The 16,968-nt window shown below is 55.3% G+C and carries 14 protein-coding genes and 2 pseudogenes; 7 read left to right on the plus strand and 9 right to left on the minus strand.

Annotated features, from left to right (window positions below; translation table 11 throughout):
• The first annotated feature begins 21 nt into the window (after positions 1-21).
• Positions 22-1,764, plus strand: coding sequence for an adenylate/guanylate cyclase domain-containing protein (locus tag ACR0B7_RS12595; protein WP_170417053.1), 1,743 nt, complete (start codon positions 22-24; stop codon positions 1,762-1,764).
• Between the two features lie 559 nt (positions 1,765-2,323).
• On the opposite strand, the gene ACR0B7_RS12600 is transcribed toward ACR0B7_RS12595, so the two are convergent.
• Complete coding sequence (locus tag ACR0B7_RS12600) at positions 2,324-2,614, minus strand: trimethylamine methyltransferase family protein (protein WP_480681600.1); 291 nt, start codon at positions 2,612-2,614, stop codon at positions 2,324-2,326.
• On the opposite strand from ACR0B7_RS12600, the pseudogene ACR0B7_RS12605 reads away from it, so the two are divergent.
• The 4 genes and pseudogenes from ACR0B7_RS12605 to ACR0B7_RS12620 all read left to right on the plus strand — a co-directional run.
• Positions 2,594-2,953 (plus strand): annotated as a pseudogene (locus ACR0B7_RS12605) (DUF4172 domain-containing protein); the annotation flags it as partial. The gene ACR0B7_RS12600 and the pseudogene ACR0B7_RS12605 sit on opposite strands and share 21 nt — an antisense overlap.
• A 225-nt stretch (positions 2,954-3,178) precedes the next feature.
• Complete coding sequence (locus ACR0B7_RS12610; RefSeq protein ID WP_170486190.1) at positions 3,179-4,195, plus strand: MarR family winged helix-turn-helix transcriptional regulator; 1,017 nt, start codon at positions 3,179-3,181, stop codon at positions 4,193-4,195.
• A 221-nt stretch (positions 4,196-4,416) separates the two neighbouring features.
• A complete protein-coding gene (locus tag ACR0B7_RS12615) occupies positions 4,417-4,662 on the plus strand; it encodes a helix-turn-helix domain-containing protein (RefSeq protein ID WP_170486189.1) in 246 nt (81 codons plus the stop codon).
• Positions 4,662-5,954, plus strand: coding sequence for a type II toxin-antitoxin system HipA family toxin (locus ACR0B7_RS12620; protein ID WP_170560300.1), 1,293 nt, complete (start codon positions 4,662-4,664; stop codon positions 5,952-5,954). The genes ACR0B7_RS12615 and ACR0B7_RS12620 overlap by 1 nt, the downstream gene beginning before the upstream one ends.
• Before the next feature lie 146 nt (positions 5,955-6,100).
• On the opposite strand, the gene ACR0B7_RS12625 is transcribed toward ACR0B7_RS12620, so the two are convergent.
• From ACR0B7_RS12625 to ACR0B7_RS12660, 8 genes are all read right to left on the minus strand, one after another.
• Entirely contained in the window at positions 6,101-6,664 is a 564-nt protein-coding gene (locus ACR0B7_RS12625; protein ID WP_170418846.1) for a Rossmann-fold NAD(P)-binding domain-containing protein, read from the minus strand.
• A gap of 163 nt (positions 6,665-6,827) precedes the next feature.
• Positions 6,828-7,688, minus strand: a complete 861-nt coding sequence (locus tag ACR0B7_RS12630) for a pentapeptide repeat-containing protein (RefSeq protein ID WP_170418843.1) — start codon at positions 7,686-7,688, stop codon at positions 6,828-6,830.
• Between the two features lie 151 nt (positions 7,689-7,839).
• Positions 7,840-9,135 carry a gluzincin family metallopeptidase gene (locus ACR0B7_RS12635; RefSeq protein WP_480681604.1) on the minus strand — a complete coding sequence of 432 codons (1,296 nt, stop codon included), beginning with the start codon at positions 9,133-9,135 and terminating at the stop codon, positions 7,840-7,842.
• A gap of 32 nt (positions 9,136-9,167) precedes the next feature.
• On the minus strand, positions 9,168-10,481 hold the full coding sequence (locus ACR0B7_RS12640) for a TfuA-like protein (protein ID WP_170571327.1): 1,314 nt from the start codon (positions 10,479-10,481) through the stop codon (positions 9,168-9,170).
• Positions 10,478-11,683 carry a YcaO-like family protein gene (locus tag ACR0B7_RS12645; protein WP_170418834.1) on the minus strand — a complete coding sequence of 402 codons (1,206 nt, stop codon included), beginning with the start codon at positions 11,681-11,683 and terminating at the stop codon, positions 10,478-10,480. The genes ACR0B7_RS12640 and ACR0B7_RS12645 overlap by 4 nt, the downstream gene beginning before the upstream one ends.
• A 249-nt stretch (positions 11,684-11,932) precedes the next feature.
• A complete protein-coding gene (locus ACR0B7_RS12650; RefSeq protein ID WP_170486185.1) occupies positions 11,933-14,152 on the minus strand; it encodes a PAS-domain containing protein in 2,220 nt (739 codons plus the stop codon).
• Positions 14,145-15,323 carry an FIST N-terminal domain-containing protein gene (locus tag ACR0B7_RS12655; protein ID WP_170418827.1) on the minus strand — a complete coding sequence of 393 codons (1,179 nt, stop codon included), beginning with the start codon at positions 15,321-15,323 and terminating at the stop codon, positions 14,145-14,147. The genes ACR0B7_RS12650 and ACR0B7_RS12655 overlap by 8 nt, the downstream gene beginning before the upstream one ends.
• 42 nt (positions 15,324-15,365) lie before the next feature.
• Positions 15,366-16,049 (minus strand): response regulator transcription factor, encoded by a 684-nt coding sequence (locus ACR0B7_RS12660; RefSeq protein WP_170418824.1) that lies wholly within the window; start codon positions 16,047-16,049, stop codon positions 15,366-15,368.
• A gap of 213 nt (positions 16,050-16,262) precedes the next feature.
• Here ACR0B7_RS12660 and ACR0B7_RS12665 point away from each other — a divergent pair, with 213 nt between their 5' ends.
• Both ACR0B7_RS12665 and ACR0B7_RS12670 read left to right on the plus strand, forming a co-directional pair.
• Complete coding sequence (locus ACR0B7_RS12665; RefSeq protein ID WP_170418821.1) at positions 16,263-16,841, plus strand: SRPBCC family protein; 579 nt, start codon at positions 16,263-16,265, stop codon at positions 16,839-16,841.
• 24 nt (positions 16,842-16,865) lie between these two features.
• Positions 16,866-16,968 (plus strand): annotated as a pseudogene (locus ACR0B7_RS12670) ((2Fe-2S)-binding protein); the annotation flags it as partial.

The following is a 16,968-nucleotide window of genomic DNA, read 5'->3' on the forward strand; positions in this document are numbered from 1 at the left end:
ACCAACAACTTGAACGTTCAAATGACTCAAAAGCTCGGCGCCGTCTTGTTCGCCGATGTTGTCGGGTATTCCCGGTTGATGAGCGAGAACGAGCTGGATACTTATAACGCTTTGAAATCATTGATTTCTCAGCTTGAAGCCTCGTGCGCCAAATACAGTGGGCGAGTGGTCGAAGTGCGGGGCGACGGCATACTGGCGCTGTTTGAAACAGCCACCAGCGCCGTGGAATTCGGGGTGGAATTGCACCAGATCGCAAGCCAGCACAATCACACGCGTTCCGAGAATCAGCGAATCAAATTTCGCGCAGGCATTCATCTTGGTGAAATCCTAATCGACGAACGTGGGATACATGGCGATAATGTGAACATCGCGGCGCGGCTTCAGGAAATCGCTGAACCTGAACGTGTCTATGTCAGCTCGGCGGTCTATGATCAGGTCTGTAATCGACTGCGATACGGGTACGAGTTTCTCGGCCCGAAGCACCTGAAAAACATCTTGAACCCTGTTTCTGCGTATTGTGTTCGCAGCGAAGTTTCGGGCGCGACCATGGCAGGCACGATGCGCCCGGACGTTCCGGGGGATTTGCTTGAACGACCAGATACCCCATCGGTCGCCGTCTTACCCTTCAGCAGCAACAGCGGCGATGAATCCGACAGTTGGATCGCCGAAGGGCTGACTGACGACATCATCATGAACCTCTCGAAGTTCCGAAATCTGTTTATCATTGCCCGGAACTCGTCTTTTTTCTTTAAAACGCAGTCAATGCCTCCAAAGGAAGCAGCGCAGCGTTTGAATGTCCGCTACATCGCCCGCGGCAGTGTGCGAAGATCGGCCAGCCGTATTCGGATTACAGCCGAGCTTGTGGATGCCAGCACAGAACGCACCATTTGGGGTGAGCGCTTTGATCGCAAGATCGACGACATCTTTGATATTCTCGACGAAGTCACCGAATGTATCGTTGCCGCCACCGCTGTCATGATCGAGTCACACGAAAAGCAGCGCATGGTGCAGGCCGTGCCTTCTGATCTTGCGGCCTATGGCTCGGTTCTTCAGGGTCAGCACCACATTTTCAAGTACACACGCAACGACAATCGCAAGGCCCATGACTTCTATCAATCCGCCCTTGAACGAGACGGCGGATACGCGCGTGCCGCGGCTGCGCTGTCGCGGACCCTGAACATTGACTGGCGGTATTCGTGGACCAAAGACCCCTCGAAAGCGTTTGAACAGGCGTTGTCCTACGCGCAGCGCGCGATTGAGCTTGATCCGACGGACGCCCGCGGGTTCGGCGAGCTTGGCTATGTGCACCTGTACCGAAAGGAGCATGACGCAGCCATACAGTCTTATCAGCGGGCTTTGGCGCTGAATCCCAATGACGCTGATATGCATTCTGACTTCGCGGATGCGCTGGCCCACTCGGGGGACAACGAGACAGCGATCACTCATCTACGGCAGGCGATGCGCTTGAACCCCTATTTCCCGGACCAATACTTGTGGCACTTGGGCGGCGCCTACTACAATCTTCGGCGCTATGAAGACGTGATCGAGACCGTCAACAAGATGAACAACCCGACCGAGGGCCAGCGCATGCTGGCTGCAAGCCACGCGCAGTTGGGGAATATGGAGATGGCCCGCCTCATCGCGGACAAACACCGTGAAGCGCATCCAAATTTCTCATTGTCGCGTTGGGCCAAAGTTCTGCCGGACAGGTTGGAAGACGACACCCAACATTTTGTCGAAGGTTTGAAAAAAGCCGGGTTCTAAATCACAAAAAAGAGAACGATCCTGCGCGAGCCTATTGGGTTCGACTCAGGGTCTGTGCACGTCACAGGGCGGCAAGGCTGAATCGCAGCCTGAAACCAAAGGATAGCCCGGTTATCACCTGCCGCGATTGGCGCTGCGATTGCGCCTTTGGGGGCGCCTTGTGGGGCGGACCAGAAATAGAGGGGTCCGTTGCGGTACGGGGCGAAATGACACTCTAAGGATTTTTGACTAAGCCGACGTTCGTCCTTCGCGCGGCGGATTCAACGTCAGAGCCCAACTTGTGAATTCAGTTTTTTTGCTGCTTGCGCTCGCAGAGATATCATCGTTGCGACGGCTCGAAGGACGTCGCTACAGCGCGGCGGGACAAGCCGCCGTTCATCGAAAGCAATGCAATTCATAATGGGCGAAAGATCCAAGTGCGGTCGACCGGCTAGAGGTCAGCCAATGCGCGGTGTGATCGAATGCAAGTTGTAAGCCTCGGGAAAAGTAAGTGCGATCCGCAAAAACGCATGGGATAGTTGCACCTGGCGCAGTTGCGAAGCCTTGTCAGGTCACTGAACTAGAGATCGATTGGAGCGCCGCCCTTCTCTTCTCGCCTCTTAATAAAAGCTTCAAGTGCTTCACTGGTCGAAGGCTCCAGTTGAGGTTGCTCATAGGCGTCCAGGGCTTTCTTATACACCAGATGGGCGCGTTGCGTCGCGTCCAGGCTGCCATCCTCTTCCCACTGACCAAAATTCTTGGCGGTAGCGACGATGGGCTCATAAAACGCGGTATTGTAGTTTTTTATCGTGTTCTCTGTGTCGAAGAAGTGCCCGCCATGACCGACCGCTTTGATCTCCTCGAACGCCATCAAAAGACTCTGGACATCACGCCATGGCTCGTTTGGTTTGCCGAGACAGTCCTTACAGCACAGCAGGTGACTCTAGAGCGGGTTGGGTTCTTCATATCCAAGACGCACTTCTATGACCGGCATCGTAATCAATTTAACGCCCGGCAAAGCAAAGTAATCGGACGTTTGTTCAAGGTTGGACCGGATGGGTTCAAAGGGGGATTAAGTGCTGAGAACTATATCTCGATTACCGGAACATCGCGCGCCACGGCGACGCGGGATCTGCAGGACCTAGTAGAGAAGGGAGCTCTTACCCGAACGGGTTTCCACCCATCGCTGAGCCATGTTGTGCCATCATAGACGTCGGTGGCGACGGCAGGTTCCTCCGGTTCGGTGCTGAGATCAAAGAGCCGGATGGCCTCAGGATCCACTACGAGCTCTACGGGCACGTTCTTTAGGTAGTCGAAGTTTCTCATTTTTATCTTTCATTTTTCATCGCGATGAGCGTTCGCGAATTATTGCTGCTCGATTGCGCACTTCTGGTGTGGCGATGAGCCCCGAACGAGGCAACATCTCACTACAAGTTTGCGGTCGATTGACTTTGATGTATATCGTCCGCAAATTTCAATCAAGAAAAAAGTCTTTCATCCGCAAAAAATGCCTGCTAGCGTCTCAAAGTTCTTTCAAAAGATTGTGCATGGAGGTTCCGCCTTCTTTTTCTTCTTCCTTCCAACGCAGTCTCCTGACTGGGAGTCGCCGGAGTTCACCAATTTTTGCCAGGCTTGCTTTGCTGTTCGCCGGTTCAAACCAACTTTGACCATCGGCCAAATGCGGACCGCGCTGACTGTCGCTGCGTCGACACGGCCCATGGGGTTTCGCGAGGTGGCCGAAGTCGCTGAAATCGAATACGGGCAGGCCACGCACCAAATTGCGCAATTGGCAGATGGCAAGGGGTCCGATCCAGGCCTTAACTTGCTTGTGCGACAGAGGGAGGAGGGGCGTCGTTCGAGCTTTGTGGTGCCCTCACGGACCGGTAAAGCCATCGCATGTCGTTATGTGCTATCCGCGGAAAGGGACCGCGCTGTGACGTTGGATGCTGACGAGCGAGCAGAACTGTTGGCTGAGCATCTGAAGCAATCAATTCTGCCAGCGCTTCACGAGATTACTACACGCTCGCAGGGATTGTCTTTGGGATCTTTTTGCGTGCTGCTGTATGTGACCCTGAAGCAGTTCGAGATTGGCTTCGAAGGTCAACCCTTGCGGGAGATTTCCTCGTCGATTGGCATTTCCAATGTCCCGAGGCACATTTCCTTCCTCTCGGATGGCACCCCAAAAAGAAAGGGCCTTGGACTGATTGACCTGGCCCAGAATCCTGAAGATCGACGTCTGACGCTTCCGAAGCCATCAGAAGCTGGAATTGAGCTGATGGCGGCAATTTCCTCCCGGTTGTTGCACCGGCCCGCTGCGGAGCTTCGAAGGCCAAAACCCGAAGCAATTGAAGCATTGGAGTCACCGGACGATGTCGTGAAGCTGAAGAAAGGTGACTACGACTACTTTGACCCGGACGCGCTTGAGAGATCGCATGATCAAAAGTCAAAATAGTCACAGTCGCACCGTGCACAGCTTGTTGAGCGGTTGTCGAATGGAATAGACAAGCCATTCAAGCATCGACGATATCCTGCAATGAGGGCCGAAACAGGCCCGCGCGGCTGGGCAATAAGCTTGAGCGCATCCAGTGTATTGCGCTGTAGCGTAAAAGAGAAATTTTTACGTTGAAACGTAAATTACTATGGTTTACGCTGCGCCGTAAAAGGAGCCACGTCATGGATCTCACGGCACGAACGGCTGAGCAGATCGGCCAGGCACTTCGCCGGACGCGCAAGACGCGCGGCTGGACCCAAAGCGATATCAGCGCACGCACGAATTTGCGTGTCGCGACGATTTCGTCGCTCGAGAATGGCGATGCGGGAACCAAGCTCGCCACGGTGCTCGCCGTCATGGCTGCGCTTGGGCTTGAGTTTCGTTTGGTGGAGCGCGGTGGCTCGCTTGAGATCGAGGATATCTTCTGATGGCCAAACAAGGGCGTAGCGGCCTGATGCAGGTATTCCTGAACGGACGGTTGGTGGGGATTTTGCGTCTTGCTGGATCGGGAGCGATCAGCTTTGCCTACGATCAGGACTGGCTGTCGTGGGCGCACGCCATGCCCATCTCGTTGTCACTGCCTTTGCGTGAAGAAGCGCATCGAGGCGGCCCTGTCATTGCCTATCTGGAAAATCTGCTTCCGGACAATCAGGCAATACGTGAGCGCGTTGCCGCTCGGGTACATGCAGGCGGCACCGACGCGTGGCACATGTTGGAGAAGATCGGGCGTGACTGCGTGGGGGCGTTACAATTCGTTTCGGGCAAGATGCCCGAGGTTGGTGCGCTCGAGGGAGAGCCCGTATCTGCGGCGCAAATTGCTGACATGCTGCGCAACCTTGCGAGCGCCCCCCTTGGCTTGGACGCAGACGACGACTTCCGCATTTCCATAGCAGGGGCGCAGGAGAAAACGGCGCTGCTGCGCTACGATGGCGCGTGGATCCGCCCGTCCGGGCTCACTCCTACAACCCATATCCTCAAAACCCAGCTTGGTGTTCTGCCCGCAGGGATCGATCTATCCGACAGCGTCGAGAACGAGTATTTCTGCATGAGCTTTTGTCGCGCTATGGGAATGGAGGTGGCGGAGATCGAGATTGCCGACTTCGAGGATGTGCGGAGCCTTGTTGTGACACGGTTTGATCGGCGTTGGGCCAAGGATGGTCGATTGATCCGCCTCCCGCAGGAAGACTTTTGCCAAGCGCTCACTGTCCCGCCGAGCCAGAAATACCAAATGGACGGTGGGCCAGGGATCTCAGAAGGCGTTGGGTTGCTAGCGGCTAGTGATGACCCCGAGGCAGATCAGAGCGCGTTCTTCCGCACACAGGTGCTGTTTTGGCTCTTGGGAGCGACAGACGGGCACGCCAAGAATTTCAGCATTGCATTGCGTCCAGGCGGATTCCGCATGACCCCGCTCTATGATGTGCTGAGCGCCCAGAAAGCCGTAGATGACGGTCAAATTCGCCAAAATCGGATGCGTCTTGCGATGGCGATCGACGGACACTACCGGATCAACGAAGTGGTGCCGCGTCATTTCCTGCAGGCTGCGAAAGCGGCAGGTTTTGGTGTGGTGTTGGCGGATGAGGTCTTGGCGGGCATCGCCTCTGAGATTGAGCCCGCCTTGGAGAGGACGCTAGCAGACTTGCCGGATAGGTTCCCAATGCCATTGGCGGAAGCCATTGCTGCTGGCGTGCGACGTCGGGCGGCTGCCTTTCATGCGGTATGATCAGCAGATCATGTTTTCTCTTTTAACATAATTCTCATTATGCGCTTCAACGTGAGTCCACACTCACACTCACACACACGAAACCAGACCGGGCCGCCTAACCTGCAGGTCGTTAGGCGGCCCGGTCCGGTTTCACTTGGAGGGTCTTACAACCCGATCGCTTTGTAGTACTCGGCGATGCGGGCGATTGTTACCACGTAGGCCGAAGTCCGTAGGTTCGCGTCCTTCAGCGAACGTTTGCGGGCCATGATGTCGTCAAAGGCGCGGGACATGATTTCTTCCAGGCCGGATCGAACCACGTCAATCTCACGGACATCGCGCGTGATCTGAACGCGTTGGGTGTCTTGCAGGGGACGGCCCGCAATATCTTCCAGCGTTGCGACCAATGCAGCGCCCGAGCTGATGTTCTGGCGCCGGTCCATCAGGCCAAAGGGCAAGTGGGTAATGTTCTTAACCCATTCAAAATAGCTGACAACAACGCCGCCTGCGTTCACATACAGGTCGGGCAACACCACGACGCCGCGCCTGTCCAAACACGCTTCGGCATCGGCGGTAATAGGTCCGTTGGCGGCCTCGACGATCAAACTGTAGTTCATTTCTTCACAGTTATTGGCGTTGATCGCGCCTTCCTTTGCCGCCGGATCAGCATCAGACCGCATCCCTAGGCTTTGGCCCAACCAGTCGCTGGCGGCCCGCCGCGCCAGCCGCATCCGGTGACCCTGTTGGGGTAGATGACTGATCTGTTGCGCTTTTTCCTGTTCAGGCGTCGCGCGATAAAGAGGCTGTGTCCTAGAAACTCAAGGAATTGCTAAACGCCCTAGTCTGCGCTCAGCCTGAATCAGCCCCCTTTTGCGTGTCGTGGCTTTGAGTTCTTCAATCTCCACCGCGCACTTTCGCGCCGCTGACTTTGGCACCGCTTACCTTGGCGCCACTAACTTTGGCACCGCTGACCTTGGCACCGCTGACTTTCGCGCCCGAAACCTTAGCTCCGCTGATCGCCGGGCTATCGAAGCCAAAGTAGATATCCAGCAGAACCTGTTCAAACTGACCGGACATCACATCCATACGAACGGTGTAGTCGGCCTTGTCGTAGGGCCAATACATAATGTCATCCGCCACTTGATAGTCGGCAGAGGCCACCCCTGATTCTGATGGGCTTTTTGGCGAACGCGCCATGGCTCCGCTGTCGGCTGCAGCCGTTTCACCAGGACCGTGCACCAGGAAGATCACCGGTTCTGGCAACTCGTAGTAGGTTCCTTCATAGGCAAAGCCGTAAATTCGAGCCAGCTTTGCGTCAGGTGAGTACTGGGACCGCAAAAGTTGGTTGCGCCCTTTGGCGCGGCCGCCCTTTTTCTTCTTTTTCTGGGCCTTGTCATCAATTTCGTCGAACGTCTGATCCGTTCGGTCGGCGTCAGTCTGCCGCCATTCTGTGTCGGTGAACGTGTTTCCGAAATCCACTGCCACCTGACCATTTTCAGGCACGTAAACGGCATAGCTCAAGTTCTTAGCGGCGTCCGCAACATAGATTCCGTTTTGGTTCTTTGGATTCTCCTTAACCAGAATTAGGTCACCTTCTTCGACCTCAACTCCATCGACAGTTTGCTGTGGGTCTGAAATGTCTATGTTGGCTGTCGTCGCAAGCCGAACGTTGACGAAACCTGTATCGACACTGAGGTCGCCCATTACTCTACCAAATAAAAGCACTTCAGAAAAACTCAGCAATGACTCGGTCATATCATTCTCTCCCAATTTCGGGATAAACGGAGTCCCAGACCTCGTCTCCCAAATTTAAGCGACCCGATCACGACCGAGCCAAAATATTCCACAAAAATCATCCCACGACTGCATGCCATAAAACCGCTTCAAAATAAAGGATTTTTGCCCATCAACCTGGAACCTGTGTTCGGACAGAATTGGCGTGGCTGTCTTCGTCCTGATCAGGCAGCCGAGGCCCGGCGCTTGTCACGCCGATATCGCGCATGCGGAAGTTGCCTTGGATGATCCTTTGAAACGCCCCGCCAGTTATTTCCTGATCCACGGCCAGCAAAGCCTTTTCAACTCCGAAATAGCTTAGCATATCGGCATCCAAACGTTCCCACGAGTCTGCAAGATAGGTGCCCAGATAATCGCGCGCCTCAAGCAGCGCGATGCGGAAGCCTTCGGGGTTTTCGGCATAGCGCGTGTCAAAAATCCCCTGCATCACGGCGCTATAGTCAGGAGAGTCCTCCAGTTGGTCCGACAAGTCTTCTTCTTCCGGCGAAATCAGACCATGCACCAACAAGCGTTCGTGGTAGATGTCCACGAAGATGTCGAACATGGAGCCTGTCAACGGCTCGGACAGGGCGTGTTCACTGGACCAGCCGGCGGCGAACTCGGACAAGGTGCGGTCATTGGCCGCCGTTCGAATCTGCGCGTTCTCCGACAGTTCCGCGAAACGGTTCAGCCGATTGAACGTATAGAGATTACCCCGCGTATTCTCTAGCAAGGCTTCAACGACGGACCCGAAATGCAGCGACGCAAGCAGCGCGACCAAATCGGCTGCGGATTCGTGAAAACCGTAATACTCTCCGGTCGCGTCCCCGTCGGTGGGCATGCCGATTACGCTGTATATGATGGCATGACCGATTTCGTGGGCGACCACGTCAAAGTTCAAGCTGTATGGCCGGTATTCATCGCCGTGATCATGCGTGCCCCCGGTTTCCAAGAACCCCCAGCCGATATGCGCGTTGTCGAGGCTGGGCAACAAAGACAGCTCCAACCGATCAAAATCCCGCGCAAAGTGCCACGGGATCTGACGGTCGAAATACCCCTGCCAGACGTCCATAGTGAAATAGGCCGATCCGAATAGATGAGCCGCCTCAAACGCCGGGTCAGTGGGATCGATATGGATGAAGTTTCCAACCTCATCCGGCATGGCGGGCGGCTGAACGTACCCGTTCCACGGCGGCAGGTACATGCCTGGTCCGTCTGGTCCGGGTACGATTGCACCGTATGGGGTCGTTTTGCCAACCGGGTTGACCGTATACATCCGCGGCCCCGAGGGACCCGGACCGATGCTGCCCTGTGGGGCGGAAATTTCAACCAATTCCAATTGCGGGTCCGATTCCAGGAAAGGCGACTGGGGAAACAACAGAAACCGAGTTCCAGGCTCCTCGGCTTCACTGGTCTCAGGTAAATCCATCAAGCGCCCTCCTGCGTCAGGTCGGTGGATTTTCATCCGTCCGGTGCTGTCGAGCCGACATCACTATGGCAATAAACAAACTCTGCTTCGATCAAATCATAAAGTGCATCTCGCCCAGCCAGACCCAGCGAAGATGCAAAGGATTCAAGATCATCCGGCATATCCCGGTCAAGCCTTTTTTCAAAAAACCAAAGGAGCATCTGCAAGCGATCCGCTCCGGCCTCGCGCTGAGCGCGTTCAGGAAGGCTGGCTTTCTTTGCAGCACGATCGCGTAGTTCGGCATAGCGCCCCATGCGACGCAGCTCTGCAAGCAGGGGGGCATCCAGCTTTTCGATCCTGGCTTCGGTGGCGGCATCCATATGCGCGGCACTCGTCAAAATCGCCTCATAGCGTTCGACGCTCAGGTCATTGGCCTCCAGCCACTTCAACATGTCGGCTTTGCGGGTGAGCCCGGCACTGTTTCGATGATCCGACATGAGTTTCACAAGCGTTTCACGGTCCGGCTTACGCTCAATACGATCAGCTTCTTCTTGCGCAAGCAGGCTCAGCACCGCTTTGGTGCGCAGGGTCGTGTAAAGCTCGGGGTTCAACCGTAATTCGTCGATTACCGCCTGACCTTCCCGAGCTTCGGAATCCACACGCTGGCGCAACGTCTTCCAGACCAAGGTCCGCTCGGTTCGAGCCGCAGACGGCTGGCGTGCAGGGGGATCGCTCAGATAGTCAGACATCTGCTGCAGCATGGCGCGTGCGTCGTTTGCTTTTGCATCTACCTGACCGTCCGGCAGCCACGCGTTGAATTCCTCCATGCCAGAACATGTCCCGAGGGCTTTCCCGATATCCGACCAATTTCGGTGCCGATAGTGCATGGACTTGGCCGTGCTCAGAATAGCCGAGGCTGTTTCGCTGGTGACAATTTCAGCAGCGACAGCGCTGGAAACCGTGGTCCGAACAGACACCATTGGAACACTCAATGGCTGAAACCCAAGCTCTGCCGGACTATGAACAACGGCAACCTCATCATCGTCCTGCAGAACGCCCGAAAGGTAGTCCTGGAAAATCTGCCCAACCCCGATCATTCCGAAATCGGCAAGCTCCGCCGCCCTGAGCGCACCCATGCTGGCGCTGCCGAATACAGGGATGCCATGCTCTAAAGCCCAAAGTATTTCCTTGTGCCAGACCGAGGGCACCCCCTCGAAATATCCATCGATGATCCCGATGGCCCGAGGACGATCCCTGGTGATCCGGTACACGTCGCCTTGCCGGACCGGTGGCAAGACGGTTGCATCCAAGTAGTCCACTACTTCATTGCGGGGCAGAGTAGGGCCAACGAAAACCGCTATGCTCATGCCTGACCTTCCAAGACCGACCGGGCCCGAGGTCCGAGCACATAATCCGGATCGTCATGCGGCGCCTCCAGCCCCGGAACAATCGCCCGGACAACCGCGATGTCAAACTCGGGCCGGGAAAGATCAACTCTTACAACCTGAGACAGTCCTACAGACTCCAGTTTACGCAATATCAGTTCGAGGTCTTCATCAAAGGACCCCGTCTCAGACGTCGGGCAATCAAAAAAGTTCTGTTTTGGGGCAGCCCCATCAATCAAATCACGTACATATCGACAACGCTCCGTCTGCGCCTGATCGGTGAACTCTGACGGATCCAAATCGTCGCGCGCGCCCGAGACATAGGTCAACCTGGTTTGCGCCGCTTCGGTCAGCGCACGAAGCAGTGCGATCGATCGGTCAGGATGACAGCCATCCCCAATTCCGATGTGACCATTCTGGCCGTCAGGTTCACAGACCACACACCGAAAACTGGCTATTCCTATGTCAGATGTCGTATCCCAGACCCCCAATTCCAACCCTGCCTCGGTGATCATCTGAACCGCTTTTTGGCATCGTGCATCGTCAACCGTCTCATGATCCAGACGAAAGCCTGCGGGCTTGTGATGCCACAGCGTTGTCGCGTCGCGCTCAACCAATTCACAAATCGCGTGACAGGTAGCTTCGACAACATTGTTTCCAGAAGCCAACCCATTTGTCGTGCGCGGAAACGCACCCTGACCTGCGCTTGGCCCAGAAGTGTAATCCGTGTCGACCATTTCCAACGGCACCCAACAATCGTGATCACCTTTCAGGTCACGCCCTTGAACCCATGGCATGCTTCGGTTCGGGTCGAACCGGCCCCCGGTCACTCGTGGAAGGGCGTTGATGTCCACGACGTGACTATCGACGATCAGATCCGCATGACGGGCAACGCGCTGAGGCAACTGAACACGTTCGGCGTGCCAAGACTCGATTGCCTCCATGACGCCCGAGGCTTGCGCAGCCTGCAACGACAATCCTTTTCCAAGCGACACCGCAACCGAACGAGAATTTGGGCGCGCAACCATCACCGTGGGCAAGCCGATCCTATCCAATCCCGTCAGGTTGGCGATCCGGGTAATACCCATCTCTTTTAGGTACGGTCTGACGATCCGTAAAGTCTGATCGGGATCACGTGACCGATGCGTATCAAGCAAGTATCGTTTTTGCGAGGCTTGTTGCATGCCAGAAACCCTAACCAAAACAACTTTGCGATTGGCCGCAATGTGGAAATCAATTTCAGATCAGGATGATAGATCAAATTACGCGGGTCAACCAAACCCTGCATCGAGATGGTTTATCGGCGCAACACGATGATAGAACCTCGGTTAACGCCATTGCCTCTACTTGCTGCGAAGCAAGGGGATACACCTCAGTCCATTTAGCAATAGACTGATAGTGTGGGTTTTAGATGCGGCAGCAAAGCTAAAGTGTCACCCAGAGGAAATCTCTGTCAGAGACGCTTCAAGAATAGCTTTCAGCTTGTGGGCGTCAATTGGCTTGTGCAGCAGAGAATATCCCCCTTCCCCGCAGATTTGGGACAGATAGGCACTTCTGTTGGCAGAGATGATGCACGCCGGCAGATGCCCGAATTCGCCAACCAACGCTTGGACGGCATCAGTGCCCTTTTTGTCATTATCCAACTGATAGTCAGCGACGACAATGTCGGGCAAAATGCCAATCTCACGCAAAAGGCTTGTTGCCTGCTGCTCGCTTGCACATTCCAAAACCTGAACGCCCCATGACTCCATGGTCATGGTCAATGCGCCTCGCAGGTTCTCGTCATTTTCGATCAGAAGTGCGATTGTACTGGCAAGTGTCTTGGGGTCCGTCTCTGTTGGTTCAAACACTTCGCCGGATGCGACGGTCAATGATTTGGCGAGCGGCACTTCCACCGAAAATACGGTGCCCTTGCCCAGTTCAGAATTCAACCGGATTGGATGCTTCAGCAACCCGCAAGCACGTTCCACGATGGCAAGACCCAGACCCATCCCCTCGGCTGCGCTTGCGTCGGAATGTAGTCGCTGAAACTCCTGAAAGACGATGTCACGCTGATCCGCCGCGATGCCTATACCTGTGTCCCAGACTTCGATCACAACAGACGTCTTGCGACGCCTTACACCGATCAGAACCTTGCCTTCGTCCGTATAGCGTATTGCGTTCGACAGAAGATTCTGGAGAACCCTCCGCAAATAGCTTGCATCACTCCTGACCAGAGCATCCGTGTGAACAAAGCGCAACTCCAGCCCTTTTGCCTGTGCCACCGGCCGAAAGGAATCTTCGAGTTGCGAGAAGATTTCACCGATAGAAAGCGTGGACAGGTGTACTGTGGCACGCCCGGAATCCAGCTTTGAGATATCCAGCAACGCCTCGAGAATGTGCTCGACGCTGCTCAGCGCACTTTCCGCCTTGGCAGCCACGTTTTGCGCGTCGACCTCGTTTAAGCCACTACCCAGCGTGGCCACATACAGCTTGGCCGCAGACAAGGGTTGCAGCAAGTCGTGGCTTGCCGCCGCAACAAAGCGCGACTTCGAGGCATTCGCCCGCTCTGCCTCGTTCAGCGCATCCGCCAGTTCCTCGGTACGCGAGGCTACCCTTTGTTCCAGCAACGCCTTTGCTTCGTAAAGAGCTTGAGCTGATCTGTGTTCCGCCGTCACGTCGGTGAACGATATCACGAACCCCCTGTCCGGCATTTCCTGCGCAAAGACGGAGAGGATCTTGAAACGGCCGGAATGCATCTGAAATCTAAGCGGAGGTCGCTCTGTGGATCGGTTCACCCAAGCGATCAAGTCGGCTGCGCTTACACCTTCTTCAAAACTGATCGTTGCGCTTAGCCGGTTGAACAGAGTTTCAAACTGCGCACCCATCTGGAATTGAGCGTTGGGAATAGCCAGCAACTCGCTCGCGCGATTGTTCCACCCGATCAGGCGGAGCTTGCAGTCAAAAATGCAGACACCCTGATCAATATGCTCAAGCGTTGCGCGGATCAGGCGGGCCTTGTCATCCAGAATGCGATCCCGCTCTTTCCGTTCGATCCGCATGATGTCGGTAACGTCGGTCTGAAGAATGACGGTGCCACCATCCGGCGTCCGGTGTTCGGATACCTGGGTCCAGCGGTTTCCGTTAAGGCGCACATTAAATACGACGTGATCATCTGCATGACGCGACATTCGGCGATGCGCCCAATCTTGCGGAGATACAGCTTCGGGCAGAGACAGGTATTTCGACTGGCTTACCAGTTCGACATATTGGGTAAACCGCAAGCCCGGCGACAACTGGCCCTGAATATCGGGCATGTGCATACCAAATCGGCTGTTGCACAGCACCAGTTCCTCATCAAGGTTGAACAGCGCAAACCCTTCCTGGACAGTTTCAATCGCGTTGGCGAGGTCAGCGCGCGCGGCTTCCGTTTCCTTATTGGCCTGAGCCAGCCTCGCGTTAGAGTCGTTCAACAGCTCAAGGGCGCGTTCCAGGTCCAAGGTGCGGGCCCGAACCTCTTGTTCCAAAGTCGCGGCGCGCTGAAACTGCGCATAGGCGGCACCGCTGGCGTCAGTGGACTCCTCCACTCGCCGCATCAGCGCCGCAGCTATCTTGAGCAGCTTTTCGTTTTGACGATCCAGCGGGTCGTCTGGGTTGATCAGAGTCTCAATCATGTGACGGCTCATCAGGCGGATAAATGGCGACGCCGGTCAAAGTCTGGTTCACATGGATCGAATTGAACTGTTCTCCGTAGGTGGAAAATCCGACAACCCTGTTGTCCGAAAGAATTTTGGACAGCGCACCCGTCATTTGCTTTTCCTGCGCTTCCAGCCTGCGCAGGATACAGTCGCACCCAAGTATGGCGTCGGGCTGTTCCTGCTGTTTCAAAACGTCGATTTCCTGTTCCAGATGCGCAGCCATGTCCATTGGCTCGGCCATTGTTAGAACAAGCCCTTCGTCTATCGCCGAAAAAAACACCAGATCGCCATTTCCGGCCACCCTCTGGATTGCCCGGACATGATGCTGGCCTCCAATCTGAACAACGACCGGATGGGCGGCAAAGGTAAAGGTATTCAGTTGCTCGGGGTCTTTGCCCAGTATTCTTGCATATTCACGCGCTGCGGGTTCTGCGTTGATCTCACGCACGATGCGTTTTGCGGGATCTGCTTCGGTAACGACCATACGCTGCGTCGTTGGAACAAGGTGATCCGTTTTGAACACCTTGATCGGGCAACGTGTGCGTATCTGGGTCAAAACAGCCGCGTTTTCATGCGCCTGCCCTTCAAACAGGACAAAGGTATTTCCAAACCGTGTTCCATCCCCGGCCGACCCTCCAAACAGAGGCACCGGCCCAAGCCCGATCGCAAGCTCGGATGTCAGGGCATCTTCTTTGGTAGACAGCCCATCTATCAGCAAAAAGGTGAACTCGTGATGCCAATCAAGTTCAGCTTCCGTCATCTCATTTCGATTGCGGATCATTTCATGAATGATGTCTGGCGCCGAAAAAGCGTCGAGGTCCGGCACTAAAACCGTTCGCGCCGCAAAATGAGAGGCGGGCAACCCAATGGCAACGATCTGATCTTCGGTATAGCCCTGCCCCGCCAACTCTCCAGCCGTGGTGCAGCCTACCACTGGGGTCGGGGCAAATACCGCTGCTGCTTCTTCGATAACAGACGTTGCCTCAGCACTGGCAGTGACAAAGAGAATGACAAGCGCCAGTTCGTCATCGCCCAGCAACGAAGAAAGCTGCCCGATCGCGTTGTCCGCGTCGTATTGCACAAATGCCGTTTTAACGATGCTGGACGCACGGGCCTGGGTCTCAGGCCGCCCGACTGCTTGCTCCATCGGGCCTCCTCCCCAACGCGATGAGGCTTGAGGGTATTACGGTTAGCCCTGCTCTTGCAAGACGCTGGCAAAGGACGCTTTTTTCGCAATCAGAACTGCCTGGGTTCTGCTTTGAACGCCCAATTTCCGCATGATAGCAGTGACATGCGCCTTGACCGTTGTTTCTGCGATGGACAGGTCAAAAGCGATCTGCTTGTTCAATTTTCCCTCGCATATCAGTTGCAGGATACGCGATTGCTGGTTGGTCAATGTTGCCAGACGGCCAACGGCATCGCTTTGTTCATCCTCGTCGTCTGGGTCAATCAACACGGCACCTTCAGGCAGGAAGGTTTTGCCGGAATGTACGGTCTCGAACGCGGTGCGGAACACGTCCCTTTGGCTATGTTTCGGGACATAACCAGACGCACCGGCGTGGATGACCTGACTGACAACCCTGTTATCTGTCATGGACGACACGACGATAACAGGCGCATTGACAACCGCCCTGAGACGCACCAGCCCATCCAATCCGTCAACATCCGGCAAGTTGAGATCAAGCAATACCGCGTCCGGCTTCAAGCCACTTTTGACAAGCTCCAGCGCACGCTCAAGCCTGTCAGCCGTATGCACTTCACCGATATGTGCAACGCTCTGCAATGTCATCGAGAGTGCATCGCAAAACAATGGATGATCGTCGATGATCAGCACGTTTTCAAAGTCATTTTGCCCTACGGCGTTTGCAAACATTGGAAATGGCCTTTGCAACAAGTTGCCCCAATCTAACAAAACCTAGCAAGTGAATGGAACCGCGCCTACTGGCGGAAGGTCGTAAAATGCGTGCATCCTGAGAAAGGCGATGCCGACCCAATTGCAACCGAAACTTCGCTGACTACACCCAAGGTCTTATAGGCACCGGATGGAACACCGCGTAGCTTAACGAAAAATACGGGAGGGAGTGACATGGAACTTCATGACAGCCGCGTCATCGCGGCCCCACGTTCCAAGGTCTGGGATGCCTTGTTATCAGCCGAGGTTCTGAAAGAATGCGTCCCCGGCTGCAAAGAGATGTCGGGCACCGCAGAGGACGGCTTTGCCGCCACTGTAGTCCAGAAAGTCGGGCCGGTGAAAGCAACCTTCAAGGGCGAAGTAACCCTGTCTGACATGGTCGATCAGGAAAGTGTAAAGCTGTCCGGAGAAGGCAAAGGGGGGGCCGCAGGGTTCGCCAAAGGCGCTGCGGATGTGACCCTGTCCGACGTCCCGGAAGGCACGTTGTTGACCTACAATGTCGATGCGCGTGTGGGTGGGAAATTGGCACAGCTTGGCGGTCGGGTCATTGATGGTGTGGCCAAGAAAATGGCGGACCAGTTCTTTGAGAATTTCCAGAATGCGGTTGAGGAAGAGCCTCAGACCAAATCTGCCGATGCCGCGCCAGAACCGTCGGCCGCGCCAGTTGCGCCTGAGCCAACGCCAGAGCCCGCTCAGGCCGATACGCAACCAGAAGAGAAAAAAGGATGGTTCAAGCGCCTGTTCGGCGGTTGAGCAGAATATTTCAGGGAGGAAAATCTGATGAAGATTTCGATGACTGTGAACGGCGTTGCTGTGAGCGGTGAGGTTGAGGGTCGGACGTTATTGTCTGGTTTTTTGCGTGATCATTTGGGGATGACTG

The sequence above is a fragment of the Ruegeria sp. BB6 genome (assembly GCF_056539385.1).

Coding starts and splice junctions, on each gene's coding strand:
- ACR0B7_RS12645 (WP_170418834.1), bottom strand. CDS start 11,683: ATGCAACAAGCCTCGCAAAAACGATACTTGCTTGATACGCATCGGTCA.
- ACR0B7_RS12625 (WP_170418846.1), bottom strand. CDS start 6,664: ATGCGGCTGGCGCGGCGGGCCGCCAGCGACTGGTTGGGCCAAAGCCTA.
- ACR0B7_RS12635 (WP_480681604.1), bottom strand. CDS start 9,135: ATGGATTTACCTGAGACCAGTGAAGCCGAGGAGCCTGGAACTCGGTTT.
- ACR0B7_RS12655 (WP_170418827.1), bottom strand. CDS start 15,323: ATGGAGCAAGCAGTCGGGCGGCCTGAGACCCAGGCCCGTGCGTCCAGC.
- ACR0B7_RS12660 (WP_170418824.1), bottom strand. CDS start 16,049: ATGTTTGCAAACGCCGTAGGGCAAAATGACTTTGAAAACGTGCTGATC.
- ACR0B7_RS12630 (WP_170418843.1), bottom strand. CDS start 7,688: ATGACCGAGTCATTGCTGAGTTTTTCTGAAGTGCTTTTATTTGGTAGA.
- ACR0B7_RS12595 (WP_170417053.1), top strand. CDS start 22: ATGACTCAAAAGCTCGGCGCCGTCTTGTTCGCCGATGTTGTCGGGTAT.
- ACR0B7_RS12665 (WP_170418821.1), top strand. CDS start 16,263: ATGGAACTTCATGACAGCCGCGTCATCGCGGCCCCACGTTCCAAGGTC.
- ACR0B7_RS12620 (WP_170560300.1), top strand. CDS start 4,662: ATGGCCAAACAAGGGCGTAGCGGCCTGATGCAGGTATTCCTGAACGGA.
- ACR0B7_RS12600 (WP_480681600.1), bottom strand. CDS start 2,614: ATGGCGTTCGAGGAGATCAAAGCGGTCGGTCATGGCGGGCACTTCTTC.
- ACR0B7_RS12650 (WP_170486185.1), bottom strand. CDS start 14,152: ATGATTGAGACTCTGATCAACCCAGACGACCCGCTGGATCGTCAAAAC.
- ACR0B7_RS12640 (WP_170571327.1), bottom strand. CDS start 10,481: ATGAGCATAGCGGTTTTCGTTGGCCCTACTCTGCCCCGCAATGAAGTA.
- ACR0B7_RS12615 (WP_170486189.1), top strand. CDS start 4,417: ATGGATCTCACGGCACGAACGGCTGAGCAGATCGGCCAGGCACTTCGC.